This window comes from Nitrospira sp. (genome assembly GCA_029194665.1).
Taxonomy (GTDB): Bacteria; Nitrospirota; Nitrospiria; order Nitrospirales; family Nitrospiraceae; genus Nitrospira_D.
In genome coordinates this window covers 1,108,566-1,123,670 of record JARFXO010000001.1, presented here as the reverse complement: position 1 = coordinate 1,123,670, position 15,105 = coordinate 1,108,566, and the positions used below count along the sequence as shown (strand labels likewise).

Genomic DNA, 15,105 nt, shown 5'->3' with positions numbered 1-15,105 from the left:
TCATGCGGTAGAAATAATCCATGAGCAGGCGCCGACCGCGCACCTCAGCCGGGTTACCCCTGATCTGGCTGACAGCGACCCTTATGAGCAATCCGGCACAAACGGCCGCAGCGTTTGATTTTTCCGCCGATCGCGTCGTGAAAAGTGGAGGATCGGTTGTGACCGCTCACGTCAATGCCAAGAACGATCGCTGGCGGTTTGAGTACGCTCAACCCCAAAGCGGGGCAAGCATCATGATCGTTCGAATGGACAAGCAGCAGTCGTGGCTCATTTTTTCGAAACGACGCCAGTACCTTGAAGTCCCGATTGCGAGCGACCATCGGTTGACGGTGACCGAGAAGATGGATGGGGAGGTCTCCCGAGAGTTCGTGGGGGATGAGACGCTGAACGGCCATCCAACCGAGTTGTTCGAAGTGACCATCGTCGAAAATGGTGAAATCCGACAATATTACCGATGGGTAACCAAGGCCGAACGATTTCCACTCAAGACGGTGAGCAAGCAGGGGCAATGGTCGGAAGAGTTTCGCAGACTGATCTTCGCTGAGCAATCTTCGCTACTATTTGAACTTCCGCGACGGTTGGATAACGCGAATCCAGCAGCCACGCAACCCTGAATGCATGATCGGAGGGGATATGAGACAACCGTATCTGAGAGAACTGTCGTTAGCCGGCTCCATGTCGGCTATCTTGATGTTGGGAATTCAAGCAGATGCCGGGGCGTATGAATCAGCGACTGTAGAGAATGGCGCAGTCGTGCGGGGTAAAGTCACGTTCACCGGAACCGTGCCGGATCCGAAAGAGTTCGAGCTGCGTCGGTCTCCTGACCAAGAGTTCTGCAGCGCGGTGTCGGACGGGAATGGGCATCGGCTTTTGAAGGAAGTCACTATCGGGCCGGACGGCGGGCTCAAAGATGTGGTGGTGGTCCTGGAGGGCATCGAGAGAGGCAAGCCGTTCACCTTCACCGATGCCGAAGTGGAAGCAAGCCTTTGTCAGTTCCTACCCTTCGTCACCGTGGTCAGCGACAAGCGTCGAGTCACGGTGTTCAATCGAGATCCGGTATTACATGATATTCAAGGGTATGCGTACAATGAAGCAGGGGTCGATATTGTCCTCCATCGGCCCGCCCTGCATGAGAGCGGGACCACCGACATCGTGAATCTGGTCAAAGGGCGGAAAGTGTTTACCATGCAGTGCGGCATGCATCCCTACATGCAGAATTGGGGGTACGCGATCGACAATCCGTATTATGCTGTCACGGACAGCAGTGGATCGTTTGCCATCGGCGACATCCCAGCAGGCACATACCACCTCAAGGCCTGGCACCCGATTTTGGGGAGTCAAGAGCGAGATATCACCGTGAAGCCGAACGAGACCCTCTCGCTTGACTGGTTGTTTGATGCGAAACGAGTCCTCGAATGAAAAGAGGTCTCCATGGGTTGTGTCTCGCGATGGTTCTCGGCATGCCGACGATCAGTACACTCGCCGAGCAACCGGACAATGTCACATCGTCGGGACGGGTTGAAGTGGTCTTGGCAAACGAACATCGTAAGGACCTGGAGGAGATCAAGAAGGAATTCGCCGAGGCGGGTCTCACGAACCTTCACGTGCAATTCATGAAGGCGGGGAAACCGCCGACCAATATCGGCCTGGGTCCATCGGTCACTGCGGAGCGGGCCCGCGCCGCCATCCGGATGGCCAAGAAGTACAATCGGGATGTCAGCATTTTGTTGCCGGAGCGTCTCTTCCCGCCCCATTATGTGGCGATCGCGTCCTCCAGCTTCGACGATACCGTGGAATATCCTGTCACTGTCGAGCAGCTCATGGAGCTGGAAAATCCCGCGCTCACAACGGAGCAATTTCACGCGCTGTATCGCCGGCTCACGCCGGTCGATCAGGCACCAGTGAAGAAAGGCCGAGTCTTTTGATGAAATCCGTGCAGATCTTCGTCGCGACTCTCCTGGCAGTTGCCGCCGGCGCGAGCCTGGTATTGGCAGGGCCAGCGAAAGTTATTCAGGACCATGGTCAGGCGATGCTTCGGGATGCCGAGGAAATGGTCATGCATGGAGGCATGGGTGATGGCGGGGCGATCATCCACCATTGCGGAGAAGTGACCAAACATGCGACGGCGATTCTCGGCCTCCTGCCCAAAGATGATCCGCACGGCCAAGCGGCGGCGCCGTTCCTCAAGGAGGCCATCACCCACTGTAAGCGGGTGGCGGACATGGGCGACAAAGTCGATCCCGGCGCGAGCTTGAATCCAGCCACGAAAGCGCGCGCGGCGGCACGTGAAGCGATGAAGCATCTATCGGCCATGCGCGACGGCGGGGCGTAGCAGGCCCGATCGGGACTGGCCCCGGCGGAACCGGTCCTGCCCCGGTGTCCACATGTTTCGTTTCTTCCACTGCTCCAACCTGTTCATCACGCTTACGAGTCCAGCCTCCATCCTCAGCAGCCTGATTTCCTGAGAGAAACCGGGTACACTGCGTCGAATTCGAGTGGGACATATGGACGAAATGATCAGCGAACGCAGATGACGGACGGTAGCTTCAAAGACATCGAGAAGCTCGAATCCGACCTCTGGAACGCTGCTGATAATCTCCGGGCCAATTCCAAGCTCACATCAAGCGACTATTTCATGCCCGTGCTGGGTGTGATTTTCCTGCGCCATGCGGCCAATCGCTTCGAGGCCGCTCAGCAGAAGATTGAAGCCGATCAGGCCGGCGGCAAAATGCCGAGGCGCCGAGTCTTACCGGCGGACTACATCGCCCGCCGGGCTCTCTACCTTCCAGAGAAAACCCGTTACGACTGGCTGATGCAGCAAGCCGCGGTGAGCGGCGTGGATTTGCCCAAGCTGGTGACGGAGGCCATGACAACTATCGAGGACCAGTTCGTGCCGCTCAAAGGCATCTTGCCGAAGGACTACGGCATTTTCGAGCCGAAGGTACTCGAAGATCTGATGCGCTTGTTCAACAGCGAGCAGATCCGGCAAGCCTCCGGAGACGTGTTCGGGCGCATCTACGAATATTTCCTCGCTGAGTTTTCCATTCAAAAAGCCCATGACAACGGTGAATTCTTCACGCCGTCGTCGCTGGTGCAAATGATCGTCAACGTGATCGAGCCGAACCATGGCACGGTCTTCGATCCGGCCTGCGGTTCGGGTGGGATGTTCGTACAATCGAGCCACTTCATCGAGCACGAGGGAGGCGACACGGCGAAGAAGGTTGTCTTTTACGGGCAGGAGAAGAACGGCGATACGATCCGCATCGCCAAGATGAATCTCGCCGTGCATGGGCTGGAAGGGAAGATCGCCGAGGCGCTCACCTATTACCAGGACGAACATAATCTAGCGCCGAAGAAAGCTTTGGAGCCGGGCAAGTGCGACTTCGTGATGGCGAATCCTCCGTTCAACGTGGATCTGGTGGATGCGGAGCGCATCAAAGGCGACCCGCGTCTGCCCTTCGGTCTGCCGGGCGTCAACAAACAGAAGAAGGTCAGCAACGGCAACTATCTCTGGATCTCATATTTCTGGAGTTACCTGAATGAGAAGGGCCGCGTCGGTTTCGTCATGTCGTCTCAGGCGTCGAGCGCTGGGCATGGTGAAAAAGAAGTCCGCAAGAAGATTGTCGAGACCGGTGACGTGGACGTCATGATCTCGATCCGGTCGAACTTCTTTTACACCCGCACCGTTCCCTGTGAGCTTTGGCATTTCGACCGGAATAAGCCGCCCGAGCGCAAGAACAACGTCTTGATGCTGGACGCCCGCAATGTGTACCGAAAAGTCACGCGCAAGATTTACGACTTTTCACCCGAGCAGATGCAGAACCTCGCGGCAATCGTGTGGCTGTATCGTGACCAGCAGAAGCGGTTCCTTGGGCTCATAAAGAACTACCTTGGCCGCATCTGCGGCGAGAGCGCGGCCGTATCCGGGGCACTGTCACCCTTCGAGCAGACGCTCGACGATCTGCGCGTACGTTTCGATGTGCTCGCGAAGGCAGTGGCCGAACAGGCTGATCTTGACGCCGACAAGAAGGAGTCGGTCGCCAACGCCGTGACCGAGTTGCGCGAAGCGCACAAGCTTTATGAGGTCGATGCCAAGAAGCTCCTCGCGAGCTTATCGGCCTTCGGCCAGAAGTACGCGAAGGCGCTACCCGAGAAGAACGAGGTGCAGCATGCCGCGCGCAAGGTGTTCGATCCCATCGCGGAAGCGATTCGGGGCCTCATCAAACAGGTGGATCTGCTTTATAAGCTCGCTTCGCAGGTCTCGGATCACGGCGCAGAATTAGCGGGTAATGAAGTCATCGCCGAAGCCTACGATCGCCGTGCGACAGGGAAGCTCTTCAAGCAGCTCGATGGGCAACGGAAGGCTGCTGTCGAGCAACTCAAGCAAGCCGTCTATTTCCACCGGCAGGTTGTGTGGCTGCAAGAGCGTTTCCCGAAGGCCGAACTCAAAACGGTACCAGGGCTGGTGAAACTCGTGGACCGAAAAGACATCGAGACCGCCGACTGGAGCCTCACCCCAGGCCGCTATGTCGGCGTCGCGCCACCGGAAGAAGATGAAGACTTCGACTTCGAGCAGACCCTGCGCGATATCCACACCGAACTGGCGGATCTCAACAAAGAAGCGACGGAGTTAGCCGCGAAAATTCAAGAGAACTTCGAGGAATTGGGGGCATGACGACCACCACGGTGAAGCTCGGCGCGCTTGGCGAGTTCAGGAACGGTCTGAATTACACGAAGGCCAATTCTGGCGTCGGCCTCAAAGTGATCAACGTCAAGGACTTTGGTGACCGGATCGTTCCTGAGTTGTCAGTTGTCGACGAGATCAATCCCACGGGTCTATCCATAGACAAAGCTCTGCTGAGACAGGACGACATTCTGTTCGTACGATCAAACGGGAACAGGGCACTTGTGGGGCGATCAATGCGGATAGACCATAATTATGAAGACCTGTCTTTCTCCGCATTCTGCATTCGGTTTCGTGCAACAAGTCCTATTGTCGATCCTTTGTTCCTCTCGTACTTCTTCAGGGCGCCGAGCTTCCGCCAAGAACTCTCACTGCTAGGCAAGGGCACCAACATCAACAATCTGAACCAGGAGATTCTTAGTTCACTCGACATACCCATTCCATCCATCTCCGAGCAACGACGTGTGGCCGAACTACTCTCCGCCTACGACGATCTGATCGAGAACAACCGGCGGCGGATGGTGCTGTTGGAAGAAGCGGCGCGGCAGCTCTACCGCGAATGGTTCATCCGCCTCCGCTTCCCCGGCCACGAGCACACCCGCATCACCAACGGCGTGCCGGAGGGGTGGAAGCGGAAAACACTCGGCGATTGCGTGACGCTAAACTACGGCAAGGCGCTGAAAGCAGATGATCGTAGCGATGGGCCGTTTCTTGTCTATGGGTCAAGCGGAATAGTTGGCGCGCATGAGAAGTGCTTGGCTCAGGGGCCAGGGATCATTGTCGGCCGCAAAGGGAACGTCGGAAGTGTCTACTGGTGCTCGAAAGGTTACTGGCCAATCGATACGGTCTATTTCATCGATACAGGGACGAGTAATCTATGGCTGTACTATGCACTCCAGCATATGCACTTTATCAGCACCGATGTCGCGGTACCTGGGCTAAACAGGGACTTCGCTTATAGTCGACCACTTCTGGTACCTGAATCTCGCATAGTCCGACTTTTCCTCGAATACGCTGGCCCGCTGCATGATCAGATTGCAAAGCTTGATGAAATGAAGGGCAAGCTCCGCGCCGCCCGCGATCTGCTGTTTCCCCGCCTGATGAGCGGAGAGATTGCCGTGTGATCTGGTGCATTCTATTTCTTCAAGATGGTTTCTAAAGCCATCGAGAAGAAGTATAATGCATCCATGAAAACAAGGCTTGGGCGGCAGGAAACCCAACTCCTTGCCTATCTTCAGCTCAGAAAGCGGCGGACTGTCCGGACCGGGGAACTGACAGACCCCCTACGCCTGAGCCGAGACCAAGAACGTGAGCTGTTCCGCCGGCTGTCCCGTGGCCGTCTCATCGCACGTGTCCGGCCGGGCCTGTACCTCGTCCCGGCACATCTGCCCCTCGGTGGAGTCTGGGCGCCTAACGAGATTCTCGCCTTAAACACCCTGATGGAGGATCGGAACGGCCGCTACCAGATCTGTGGGCCGAATACGTTTAATCGTTATGGGTTCGACGAGCAGGTGCCGGTTCGCGTGTATGCCTACAACAATCGCATCTCCGGTGAACGCACGATTGGATCGATCGTGTTTCACCTCATCAAAGTGGCCGATGCCAGACTCGGCAGCACGGAAGAGACCAAGACTGCCGAGGGCCAGACGGCAGTCTATTCCTCACGAGCGCGGACATTAATCGACGCAGTCTATGATTGGTCGCGATTCGGCTCGCTCCCGAGGGCCTACGAATGGGTTCGCGCTGATCTCAAGAAGAAGCGATTGACGGCGGCAGACCTGGTGACCTTGACGCTCCGTTATGGAGACATCGGCACAATCAGACGGGTGGGCGTGTTGTTGGAAAGAGAAGGGGCGCGTCAGCCATTGCTCACGAAACTCGAAGAGGCGTTGCCCTCCTCGACGGGAATGATTCCATGGATTCCGGTCGCTCCTAAACGCGGCACGGTTGATCGGCGCTGGGGTGTCGTCATCAACGACGGAGTGTAATCCGCCATGCGCGATCTGTATGGAGACGTCGAACTCTTTCGAGAAGCCCTCATCATGACGCAGCAACAATATGGATTCCCTGAGCGGCTGATCGAAAAAGACTATTTCTGTTCGCTCGTGCTTGAGTTGCTGGGTAGCGCTCATGGCGACCTCGTGTTCAAAGGCGGGACGTGCCTGGCCAAGGTGTACGCCGAATTCTACCGCCTGAGCGAAGATTTGGATTTCGTCATTCCTATGCCGGTCGATGCGTCTCGCTCAGAGAAGAGCGTGCAGGCCAAGAGTCTAAAAGGCATCATCAGCGCGCTTCCGGAGCAATTGCCCTTTGTGCGTGTGATCGAGCCGTTGACCGGCGCGAATAACTCCACGCAATACAATGCCGTGATCGGCTATACGTCTTCCATCGGGCGGAGAGAAGAAACGATCAAGATCGAAGTGGGCCTCCGCGAGCCGCTATTGCTTCCGCCTCTGAACGGCGAAGCGAAGACGATACTGCTCGACCCAGTGTCCGGTCAGGCGTTGAGTCCCACGAAGGTGCGATGTATTTCCCAGAGAGAGGCCTTCGCCGAGAAATTTCGCGCGGCGTTAAGCCGTCGAGAGGTGGCGATCCGGGATTTCTTCGACATCGACTATGCCGTCCGTACACTCGGGTTGCAGCCGAACGATGAGGGTCTGGTCGAGTTGGTTCAGGCAAAACTAGCTGTGCCCGGCAATGAGCCGGTCAATGTGAGTCTCGAACGTCTTGCTATTCTTCGACAGCAAGTAGACGCTCAGTTGAGACCTGTCCTTCGCGAGCGGGACTTTCAGGCGTTTGATCTGGATCGAGCATTCCGAACGGTAGCAAACATGGCGGATCGCTTGACTGAGCGCGTATGATCACCGACATCCACAGCGAAGATCGCTTGGTTCAACAAACCTTCGCCGATTTCCTCCGCGATCGGCTCGGCTGGGAGAGCGTCTATGCCTATAACGAGGAGACGTTCGGACCACAGGGCACGCTTGGGCGTGCGTCCGAGCGAGATGTGGTATTGGTACGCGATCTGCGTGGCGCCGTAGAGCGCCTCAATCCTGAGCTTCCTGCTTCGGCTAGAGAACAAGCTCTCGACAAGCTGACGCGGATCGATGTCGCGCGGTCGCTGATGCAGCACAACCGCGAGTTCTACGACTTCATTCGCAACGGGGTGCCGGTCGAATGGCGCGATCCGAAAGGCGAGACCTGCCGGGCACGGGCCAGAGTCATCGACTTCCGTATCGCCGACAGCAACCGCTTCCTCGCCGTCCGCGAGTTGAAGATCCAAGGCGTGCGGGTGCCGCACTACAACCGGCGGGCCGATCTCGTCTGTTTCGTGAATGGATTGCCGCTGGTATTCATTGAACTCAAAGCCGTCTATCGGAATATCAGAGCCGGTTTCGAGGACAACCTGACTGATTACCTGCACGACCATAGCATCGCCCACGCCTTCCATCACAATGCCGTTCTCGTCGTGAGCAACGGTGACCGCGCCCGGTACGGCTCCATCACCAGCCAGTGGGAGCATTTCGTCGAGTGGAAACGCAACCAGGAACACGAATCGGGTCGAGTGGATGCCCAAATGCTCTTGGAAGGCATGTTGGCCAAGGAACGGCTATTGGACATCATCGAGAATTTCATTCTGTTCGACGACAGCCGGGCCGGCGGCACGCGCAAGATTGTGGCGCGAAACCAACAAGTGTTGGGCGTCAACAACGCTGTCGCCTCTGTCATTCGGCAGGAGGAGTTGAAGCGGTCGATTCCCGTTCGTGAGCGGCTGGTTGAGTACAGAGTATCCAGCGAACATCTCTTGGCGGCGGACGTTCATCGTGAAGAGCCCTCTTCCCATGTCGCAACCGGACAGCTGTTCGAGGAAAGCCGCGAATTGACTTTGGTCAAACGCGCTCATCCCGACCTCGGCCGGCTCGGCGTGTTCTGGCATACGCAGGGCAGCGGCAAGTCCTATTCCATGGCGTACTTTGCCGAGAAGGTGCGGCGCGTGGTGCCCGGTACCTTCACCTTCGTTCTCATGACCGATCGAGAAGATCTCGATGATCAGATTTGGCGGACCTTCGTCGGATGCGGCGTCATCAACGATCAGACGCCTCGGGCCGGGTCTGGGAAAGAACTGCAAGGGCTGCTACGAGGCAACCACCGGTTTATCTTCAGCCTCATTCACAAGTTCAACCAGCCGGTGACCGTACCCTATAGTGAGCGGGACGACATTATCGTGATCTCGGATGAGGCGCACCGAACACAGGCGGGGAAGTTTGCCAGGAACATGCGGCTGGCCCTGCCGAACGCCTCGTTCATCGGCTTTACCGGCACGCCGCTGTTCAAACATGACGAGCTGACCAAGCGCATCTTCGGCGACTACATCTCGCGATATGACTTCAAGCGATCCGAAGAAGACCAGTCCACGGTCAAGCTGGTATACGAAAATAGAGGCGAGAAGCTGGGGATCGCCCGGCTCGATTTGAACGACCGGATTGCCGAAGCGATCGAGAACGCGGAACTTGACCCGGACCAAATCTCGCTGCTTGAGAAGCTGTTGGGCAAGGACTATGAGGTGATTACAGCAGGTGACCGCCTCGACAAGCTGGCTGATGACTTTGTCGAACATTGTTCGACCCGTTGGGAAACCGGAAAGTCCATGCTCGTGTGTATCGACAAGATCACCTGCGCCCGGATGCTTCAGCGAATCGAGTCCCGCTGGCAGGTCAAACTCAAGCAGGTGCGCGCATCGATTCCGGTAAAGGAAGCCGAGTTGGCCAAGGCCGCCGACGAAGAAGCTCAGGAGCGCTTGACGAAAGAACTGGAGTTTTTGCGCGGTCAGGTTCGTTGGATGGAAACGACGCTCATTGAGATGATCATCAGCGACGCGCAGAACGAAGTGCGCGATTTCGCCAAGTGGGACTTCGACATCATCCCCCATCGCGTGGTCATGAAGTCCGGCTTTCAGACGCCGGACGGCAGGCGGGTTGCCGTGGACGACGCCTTCAAGGATCCGCAGCATCCGTTCAAGATTGCCGTCGTGTGCGCCATGTGGCTGACCGGTTTCGACGTGGAATGTCTGGCGACGCTCTACATCGACAAGCCGTTGAAAGCCCATACGCTGATGCAGGCGATCGCTCGCGCCAATCGCGTGTATCCCGGCAAGGAATGCGGGGTCATCGTGGACTACAACGGCATGTTGAAGAGCCTTCGTGAGGCGTTGGCGCAGTATGCCATCGGCGATGAGGATGCAGATGATGGAGCGGATACCGTTGTGGCGCCGATCGAGGAGCTTGTGGCGTTGCTGCTGCAGGCCATTAAAGCGACAGAGAATCATCTGAAGACGCTCAACTTCGACCCAGCCAGACTGCAAGGAGCCACAGGGTTCATGCGGATCGAAGCCTTGCGTGATGCCGTGGACGCGCTCTACCAGTCCGATGACGCGAAGCGGCGCTTCGAGATCATGGCCCGGCAGGTCTTCGCCCGGTTCAAAGCGCTGCTCATGGAGCCGAGCGTCTTCACCTATGCGGAACGTCACGACAATATTGAGGCCATCTACAAGAAACTGAATGAGCGGCACGACACCGCCGACGTGACTGAAGTCCTCAAGGCACTGCACCGCATCGTGAACGAGGCGATCCAGGCCCAGGCTCCGGGCGGCGACCAGGCCGAGGGGCTGAGAGTCGATCTCAGCCTCGTGGACTTTGCGAGGCTGCGGGACGAGTTTGCAGCAAAGGTCAGACGTAAGCACGCTGCCTTGCAAGACATCCGTGATGTGGTTGAGAAAAAGCTGGCGCAGATGCTCGCTCGAAATCCCATGCGGATGGATTATTACAAGAAGTATCAGGAAATCGTCGCCGACTATAACCGAGAGAAAGACCGCATTACGGTTGAAGAAACCTTCGCCAGGCTTGTCGAGCTGGCAGACAGCCTTGATGCGGAACAACGGCGGGCGGCAGAGGAAGGCCTGAGCGAAGAGGAACTTGCCCTCTTTGATTTGCTCCTTAGGGATCACATCAGCAAGGCGGATCGTGAACGGCTCAAACAAGCCAGCAAAGCATTATTCTCCTCGTTGCAGTCACTACTCAAGCCCATGCGCAACTGGACGGAAAATACGACGACGCAGGCGGAAGTGAAAGTGTTTATCCTCGACAACCTCTGGCAGGCCTTGCCGCGGCCTCCGTTTACAGAAGAAGAAACGGAGACGGTGGCCGGACAGGTATACGACTACATCTGGCAGCTGAGCGCGACGGGTCCTGGTTTGGAGGCATAGTCGCCGGCAAGCAGGGTGGCGAAATCAGCTTCTTTCTATTCCGGGAAGAAGGCAGTCAGTGAAGATTTCGTACATTGGCCTCAACCCTTCTCTTTCGGCACGATCGGGCTCACAGCATTCTGATCTCTGCCCGCTTCATAGAATTGCAACATCCGTCTGATCGTCGGCATCAGTTGGGCTGTACGATCGACGGGCATCTTAATCCGCACGCCGCGCCCTTCGTTGCGCCCCAATGAAAAAATGTGGACCTCCAGCATCGCATTGCGCCGGTCGTCTTGATAGGTGAAGGTCAGGCGCTTTGCGGGAAAACCGGCCAGGCTGGTGTTCGCATCCTTTTGCCAGGTGATCTCCATCTTCTTCTTGTCGTAGAGCTGCGTAATGACGCGCCGGTGTGATGCGGCGAATTCGTCAAGCGTCTGTCGCCCGTCCTGGCTGCTGCCGCTGACCACATTCATGTGGCCGGATAATGCGACCAGGCTGTGCTCGCTCGGCGGAAACAGGGTCACTCCGATTCCGCCCGGCAGCGGGTTGCCAAGGCGCCAGTCGTCCGGATAACGAACGGAAAAACCGAAGCGATCGTTCGTATAGAGCTTCCAACCGATCCCATCGGTCGGGCTGGTCGCTGCGCCCAGAGAGGGTGTAGCGTTTGAGGCGAGATCCGTAGCAGCTAGGGCACACACAAGATATCCCATCATCATCAGCGTTTTCATAAGGCAGACTTCTCCTTCGCTACCGAATCGATTTGGCACAACGAAACCCGGTGGTCGCAGCTCTCTGCTCCGGAGCGGCGCCGCTTCGCGTGGCCGTTCGCAGCAATGGAGGAGCGCTCTTCCAGGATCCACCCCGCACCACCTTGTAGCGCCCTTGCCTTGCTCCCCGCGGGTTACGGTCTGGCATGGTCGCATAGTAATCGATCCCAAACCAATCTTCGACCCATTCGGCGGCATTCCCCGCCATGTGATGCAGGCCATAGGGACTTCGGCCGTACTCGCCACTCTCGACAGAAGCCACGATGGGTATTTCGTGGACATGGTACTGTCCGAACATAGCCAATCCCATTGCCGGGGCTGTGTGACCCCAAGGAAAGAGATTACCCTTCTCTCCTCGGGCGGCCTTTTCCCACTCGGCTTCGGTCGGAAGGCGTTTGCCCTGTGCGCGGCAAAAATCCGAGGCCTCGGTCCAGGTGACGTAGAGTGCCGGCCAACGGGCGAGGGTATCCGGCAACGCGGCATGGACGGTCACCATGTGGTCGATCAGTTTACGTATCTCGGCTGGAATGGAACGGTGCTGTCGGTTCAGCCACAGGAGAAATTCTCCAAGGCTGACCTCGTCTCGATCGATCTCAAACTGATCCAACCACACGCGACGCTGTGGTTGTTCGGTGTCATCATAAGGAAGATCAAGGCTGTATGGGTCATGCCCCGTCTTAGGAGTTCCCATGAAAAACAACCCTTCGCCGACGGTTAGCATGGGGGAGCCGTGAGCGAGGGCAGCGATACGCTGATAGGGTGGTTCCTCCCCCGCTCTTCCGGTCATCGGGTTTGACAGGAATGCCGTGAGTGTTACGAGGTAGAGAAACTTGAATCGTCGGCTCATCGTGAGGATGATCAAGCCGGCAATGCCGCCAAACAGCCAGGCCAGCATCCGAACGGGGAACCACAAGAACGCTGCAACGGCTCCAGGTGTGGGAAAGCGGAGCCCCATGGCCACCTGCTGAAGCCCATCCGGTTGAGTGATGGGATACAGCGTCATCGCAATCAACCCCGATACATATCCCACGACCATCGAGTACAGGATGGTTGAGGAAACGGGAAGTGGTCCCGTATGATGTCGACGTAACCACCACAGCATGAAGATCGTCAGTGTGATCAAGAAAATAGTTTGATAGGAAGCAAAGTAGGACCCGCGGATCCAAAAATTCATCCAGCGGATCATCAGCGTGATAAAGGCGAGAATATAGGTCAGGAGGAGACTCGTCACCACCAGCAGGACATGCTTCACGAGATGTGAGGCTCCCGACATCGTGACGGATTACTGTACGGAGTCGGACGGAGGGTTGCAATGGCAGCTGAGGAACAGATCCTTACACCTGATCTACGGAGCCAGGCCTCAATGAAAGGAAAGGCCGTCGTCGCCGCAGTCTTTCTGGTCGTAATCGGCGCCTTTTATTTTTTCGACCTCATGGCCTATGTCTCCCTCGACGTACTCAAGGCCAATCGGGACAAGCTCTTCACCTTTACCGAAGAGCATTACGTATCGGCCGTGGCATTGTTCATCCTGACCTATGTCGCCCAAACCGCCTTCTCGTTGCCGGGAGCGACCCTGATGACGCTTACCGGAGGGTTTCTCTTTGGGACTCTGTGGGCCGCGCTCTATGTGAATATCGGAGCCACGGCGGGAGCCACAGTCGCCTTTCTGGCCGCTCGGTACCTGTTTCGTGGCTGGGTGGAACGACGGTTCGGCGACCGGCTTTCGGGTTTTCAGGAGGGTTTTGCCCAGAACGCCTTCAATTATCTTCTCACGTTGCGGCTCATTCCGCTGTTCCCCTTTTTTCTCGTGAACCTCCTCTCCGGATTGACGAGAGTGAACGTAGGGACGTACGTCGCCGCGACAGCGCTCGGCATTATCCCAGGCAGTCTTGCCTACACCTTTGCCGGCCGTCAATTGGGTACGATCAATTCGCTCGCCGAATTGGCTTCTCCTCGGCTCCTCTTCGCGTTCACGCTGCTGGGTCTGCTATTTCTCATGCCCGTGGTGTATCGTAAGTTTGTTCCTCCTTCGCAACCCGACCGATAACAGAGAGGCCCGTACCCTATGATGTCGATCGTGGGGCAGGGAAACGGAGAGATCGATGCAGTGGTTCAAGAGAATCTTGATCGGGCTCGTCGTCCTGGGGGGGCTCACATACCTGTACTACACCGAGGTCAAGCCGGTCGTCATTTTTGGACTACGGTCGGACTATGCCTCTGCCATTCCCCATCAAAGGATTCCGGAAGGTTTGACAAGCCTCAAGGCCGAGTCCTGCGGAACCTGTCATGTCGACATCTACAAGGAGTGGAAAACCACTATTCATGCACAGGCCTACGACGATCCCTTCTTCCAGGCTTATTGGACGAAGGATAAACACACGTGGGTCTGTCTCAACTGTCATACGCCGCTGGAAAATCAGCAACCGACGTTGATTAAGGAGATCCCGCGAGACCGAGTCGAACGCGCCGTGCAGGAGCCGAATCCCCATTATGATGCGAACTACCAGCGGGAAGGCGTGACCTGTGCTGCTTGCCATGTCCGAGACGGAGTGATCCTGGGACCGTTCGAGGATGCCAAGGCTCCCCATCCGACGAAGTACGATCCTATGTTTCGCACGACCCAGATGTGCTATCGATGCCATAGCGTCGTGGGGGGACCGGCGCAGTTTTATAACGGAGGGCCATGCGGCACCTATCCTGAATTTGAAGACGGCTACTGGAGTAAGGAGCGAGGCTTCATCTGCCAAAACTGTCACATGCCGGAGGTCGAACGGCCGCTCGTCGTGGGCGGTCCCATCCGCCAGGGCCGTCAACATCTCTGGCGTGGCGGACACGACCCAGCAATGGTCAAGCGGGCGATCGACGTCAAAGTGGTGGCTGATCCGGCGGAACCCAAACCCGGCGACAGGGTCCGCGTCACGCTGACGTTGATCAATGCGGGCGCAGGACATAAACTCCCGACGGGAGACCCTGATCGCCACTTCACGGTCGAGTTTGCCGTCGAGGATCAAAACGGAAAAGTGTTGGAACAGCAATCGGATACGATGGGTCGATGGATCATGTGGCAGCCGGCGATCATCGAGCTGTATGACAATCGTCTCGTGCCGTTGGCCAGCCGGGATTATACGTTCGAGTATCGACTCCCAGAAGATAGCGCCGGGCTCAAATTAAACACGAAGGTGCGCTACCACATCCAGACGGAAGGGCAACATCAGATGCTCATCGACAAGTACGGTCTCACGGCGAAGGATCCCTATCACTTCACCCTGTATGAACGACAGGTCCCCTTAACCGGCAATCTGGCGGATTCCTTCGAGCAGACTGGACAACAGACCGGCCTCGCCTGCGCCGCACCAAGTCACAGCTAAAACTCACAACGCCGGGAAAGAGCAAATCATCTTTGTTCATTG

General features: G+C 57.0%; 13 protein-coding genes. 11 read left to right on the top strand and 2 right to left on the bottom strand.

The annotated features are described in order from the left end of the window. Positions 1–20: 20 nt before the first annotated feature. From P0119_05355 to P0119_05315, 9 genes are all read left to right on the top strand, one after another. A complete protein-coding gene (locus tag P0119_05355) occupies positions 21–614 on the top strand; it encodes a hypothetical protein (protein MDF0665490.1) in 594 nt (197 codons plus the stop codon). Between the two features lie 19 nt (positions 615–633). Then, positions 634–1,419: a carboxypeptidase regulatory-like domain-containing protein gene (locus tag P0119_05350; GenBank protein ID MDF0665489.1), complete on the top strand. Its 786-nt coding sequence runs from the start codon at positions 634–636 to the stop codon at positions 1,417–1,419. After that, positions 1,416–1,925: a hypothetical protein gene (locus P0119_05345; GenBank protein MDF0665488.1), complete on the top strand. Its 510-nt coding sequence runs from the start codon at positions 1,416–1,418 to the stop codon at positions 1,923–1,925. The genes P0119_05350 and P0119_05345 overlap by 4 nt, the downstream gene beginning before the upstream one ends. Further along, a complete protein-coding gene (gene smbP, locus P0119_05340; protein MDF0665487.1) occupies positions 1,925–2,332 on the top strand; it encodes a small metal-binding protein SmbP in 408 nt (135 codons plus the stop codon). The genes P0119_05345 and smbP overlap by 1 nt, the downstream gene beginning before the upstream one ends. A 198-nt stretch (positions 2,333–2,530) precedes the next feature. After that, positions 2,531–4,675: a class I SAM-dependent DNA methyltransferase gene (locus tag P0119_05335; protein ID MDF0665486.1), complete on the top strand. Its 2,145-nt coding sequence runs from the start codon at positions 2,531–2,533 to the stop codon at positions 4,673–4,675. Further along, positions 4,672–5,808, top strand: coding sequence for a restriction endonuclease subunit S (locus P0119_05330; protein ID MDF0665485.1), 1,137 nt, complete (start codon positions 4,672–4,674; stop codon positions 5,806–5,808). Before P0119_05335 ends, P0119_05330 begins: the two co-directional genes overlap by 4 nt. A 63-nt stretch (positions 5,809–5,871) precedes the next feature. Then, entirely contained in the window at positions 5,872–6,672 is an 801-nt protein-coding gene (locus tag P0119_05325) for a hypothetical protein (GenBank protein ID MDF0665484.1), read from the top strand. Positions 6,673–6,678: 6 nt separating this feature from the next. Beyond that, the gene (locus P0119_05320; protein ID MDF0665483.1) at positions 6,679–7,545 is read left to right on the top strand and encodes a nucleotidyl transferase AbiEii/AbiGii toxin family protein; all 867 of its coding nucleotides are present in this window, start codon (positions 6,679–6,681) and stop codon (positions 7,543–7,545) included. Further along, entirely contained in the window at positions 7,542–10,946 is a 3,405-nt protein-coding gene (locus tag P0119_05315) for a type I restriction endonuclease subunit R (protein ID MDF0665482.1), read from the top strand. Before P0119_05320 ends, P0119_05315 begins: the two co-directional genes overlap by 4 nt. Positions 10,947–11,026: 80 nt before the next feature. On the opposite strand, the gene P0119_05310 is transcribed toward P0119_05315, so the two are convergent. Together P0119_05310 and P0119_05305 are read right to left on the bottom strand one after the other, a co-directional pair. Beyond that, positions 11,027–11,656, bottom strand: a complete 630-nt coding sequence (locus P0119_05310; GenBank protein MDF0665481.1) for a hypothetical protein — start codon at positions 11,654–11,656, stop codon at positions 11,027–11,029. A gap of 19 nt (positions 11,657–11,675) precedes the next feature. After that, a complete protein-coding gene (locus P0119_05305) occupies positions 11,676–12,947 on the bottom strand; it encodes an SUMF1/EgtB/PvdO family nonheme iron enzyme (protein ID MDF0665480.1) in 1,272 nt (423 codons plus the stop codon). A gap of 60 nt (positions 12,948–13,007) precedes the next feature. Between P0119_05305 and P0119_05300 the strand changes: the two genes are divergently transcribed. Together P0119_05300 and P0119_05295 are read left to right on the top strand one after the other, a co-directional pair. After that, the gene (locus P0119_05300; GenBank protein MDF0665479.1) at positions 13,008–13,742 is read left to right on the top strand and encodes a TVP38/TMEM64 family protein; all 735 of its coding nucleotides are present in this window, start codon (positions 13,008–13,010) and stop codon (positions 13,740–13,742) included. Between the two features lie 55 nt (positions 13,743–13,797). Next, complete coding sequence (locus P0119_05295; protein ID MDF0665478.1) at positions 13,798–15,063, top strand: multiheme c-type cytochrome; 1,266 nt, start codon at positions 13,798–13,800, stop codon at positions 15,061–15,063. Positions 15,064–15,105: the final 42 nt, after the last annotated feature.

What these genes read in the sequence shown, in the direction of transcription:
- P0119_05355 (MDF0665490.1), top strand. Translation starts at nt 21, where the DNA reads ATGAGCAGGCGCCGACCGCGCACCTCAGCCGGGTTACCCCTGATCTGG.
- P0119_05350 (MDF0665489.1), top strand. Translation starts at nt 634, where the DNA reads ATGAGACAACCGTATCTGAGAGAACTGTCGTTAGCCGGCTCCATGTCG.
- P0119_05345 (MDF0665488.1), top strand. Translation starts at nt 1,416, where the DNA reads ATGAAAAGAGGTCTCCATGGGTTGTGTCTCGCGATGGTTCTCGGCATG.
- smbP (MDF0665487.1), top strand. Translation starts at nt 1,925, where the DNA reads ATGAAATCCGTGCAGATCTTCGTCGCGACTCTCCTGGCAGTTGCCGCC.
- P0119_05335 (MDF0665486.1), top strand. Translation starts at nt 2,531, where the DNA reads ATGACGGACGGTAGCTTCAAAGACATCGAGAAGCTCGAATCCGACCTC.
- P0119_05330 (MDF0665485.1), top strand. Translation starts at nt 4,672, where the DNA reads ATGACGACCACCACGGTGAAGCTCGGCGCGCTTGGCGAGTTCAGGAAC.
- P0119_05325 (MDF0665484.1), top strand. Translation starts at nt 5,872, where the DNA reads ATGAAAACAAGGCTTGGGCGGCAGGAAACCCAACTCCTTGCCTATCTT.
- P0119_05320 (MDF0665483.1), top strand. Translation starts at nt 6,679, where the DNA reads ATGCGCGATCTGTATGGAGACGTCGAACTCTTTCGAGAAGCCCTCATC.
- P0119_05315 (MDF0665482.1), top strand. Translation starts at nt 7,542, where the DNA reads ATGATCACCGACATCCACAGCGAAGATCGCTTGGTTCAACAAACCTTC.
- P0119_05310 (MDF0665481.1), bottom strand. Translation starts at nt 11,656, where the DNA reads ATGAAAACGCTGATGATGATGGGATATCTTGTGTGTGCCCTAGCTGCT.
- P0119_05300 (MDF0665479.1), top strand. Translation starts at nt 13,008, where the DNA reads ATGGCAGCTGAGGAACAGATCCTTACACCTGATCTACGGAGCCAGGCC.
- P0119_05295 (MDF0665478.1), top strand. Translation starts at nt 13,798, where the DNA reads ATGCAGTGGTTCAAGAGAATCTTGATCGGGCTCGTCGTCCTGGGGGGG.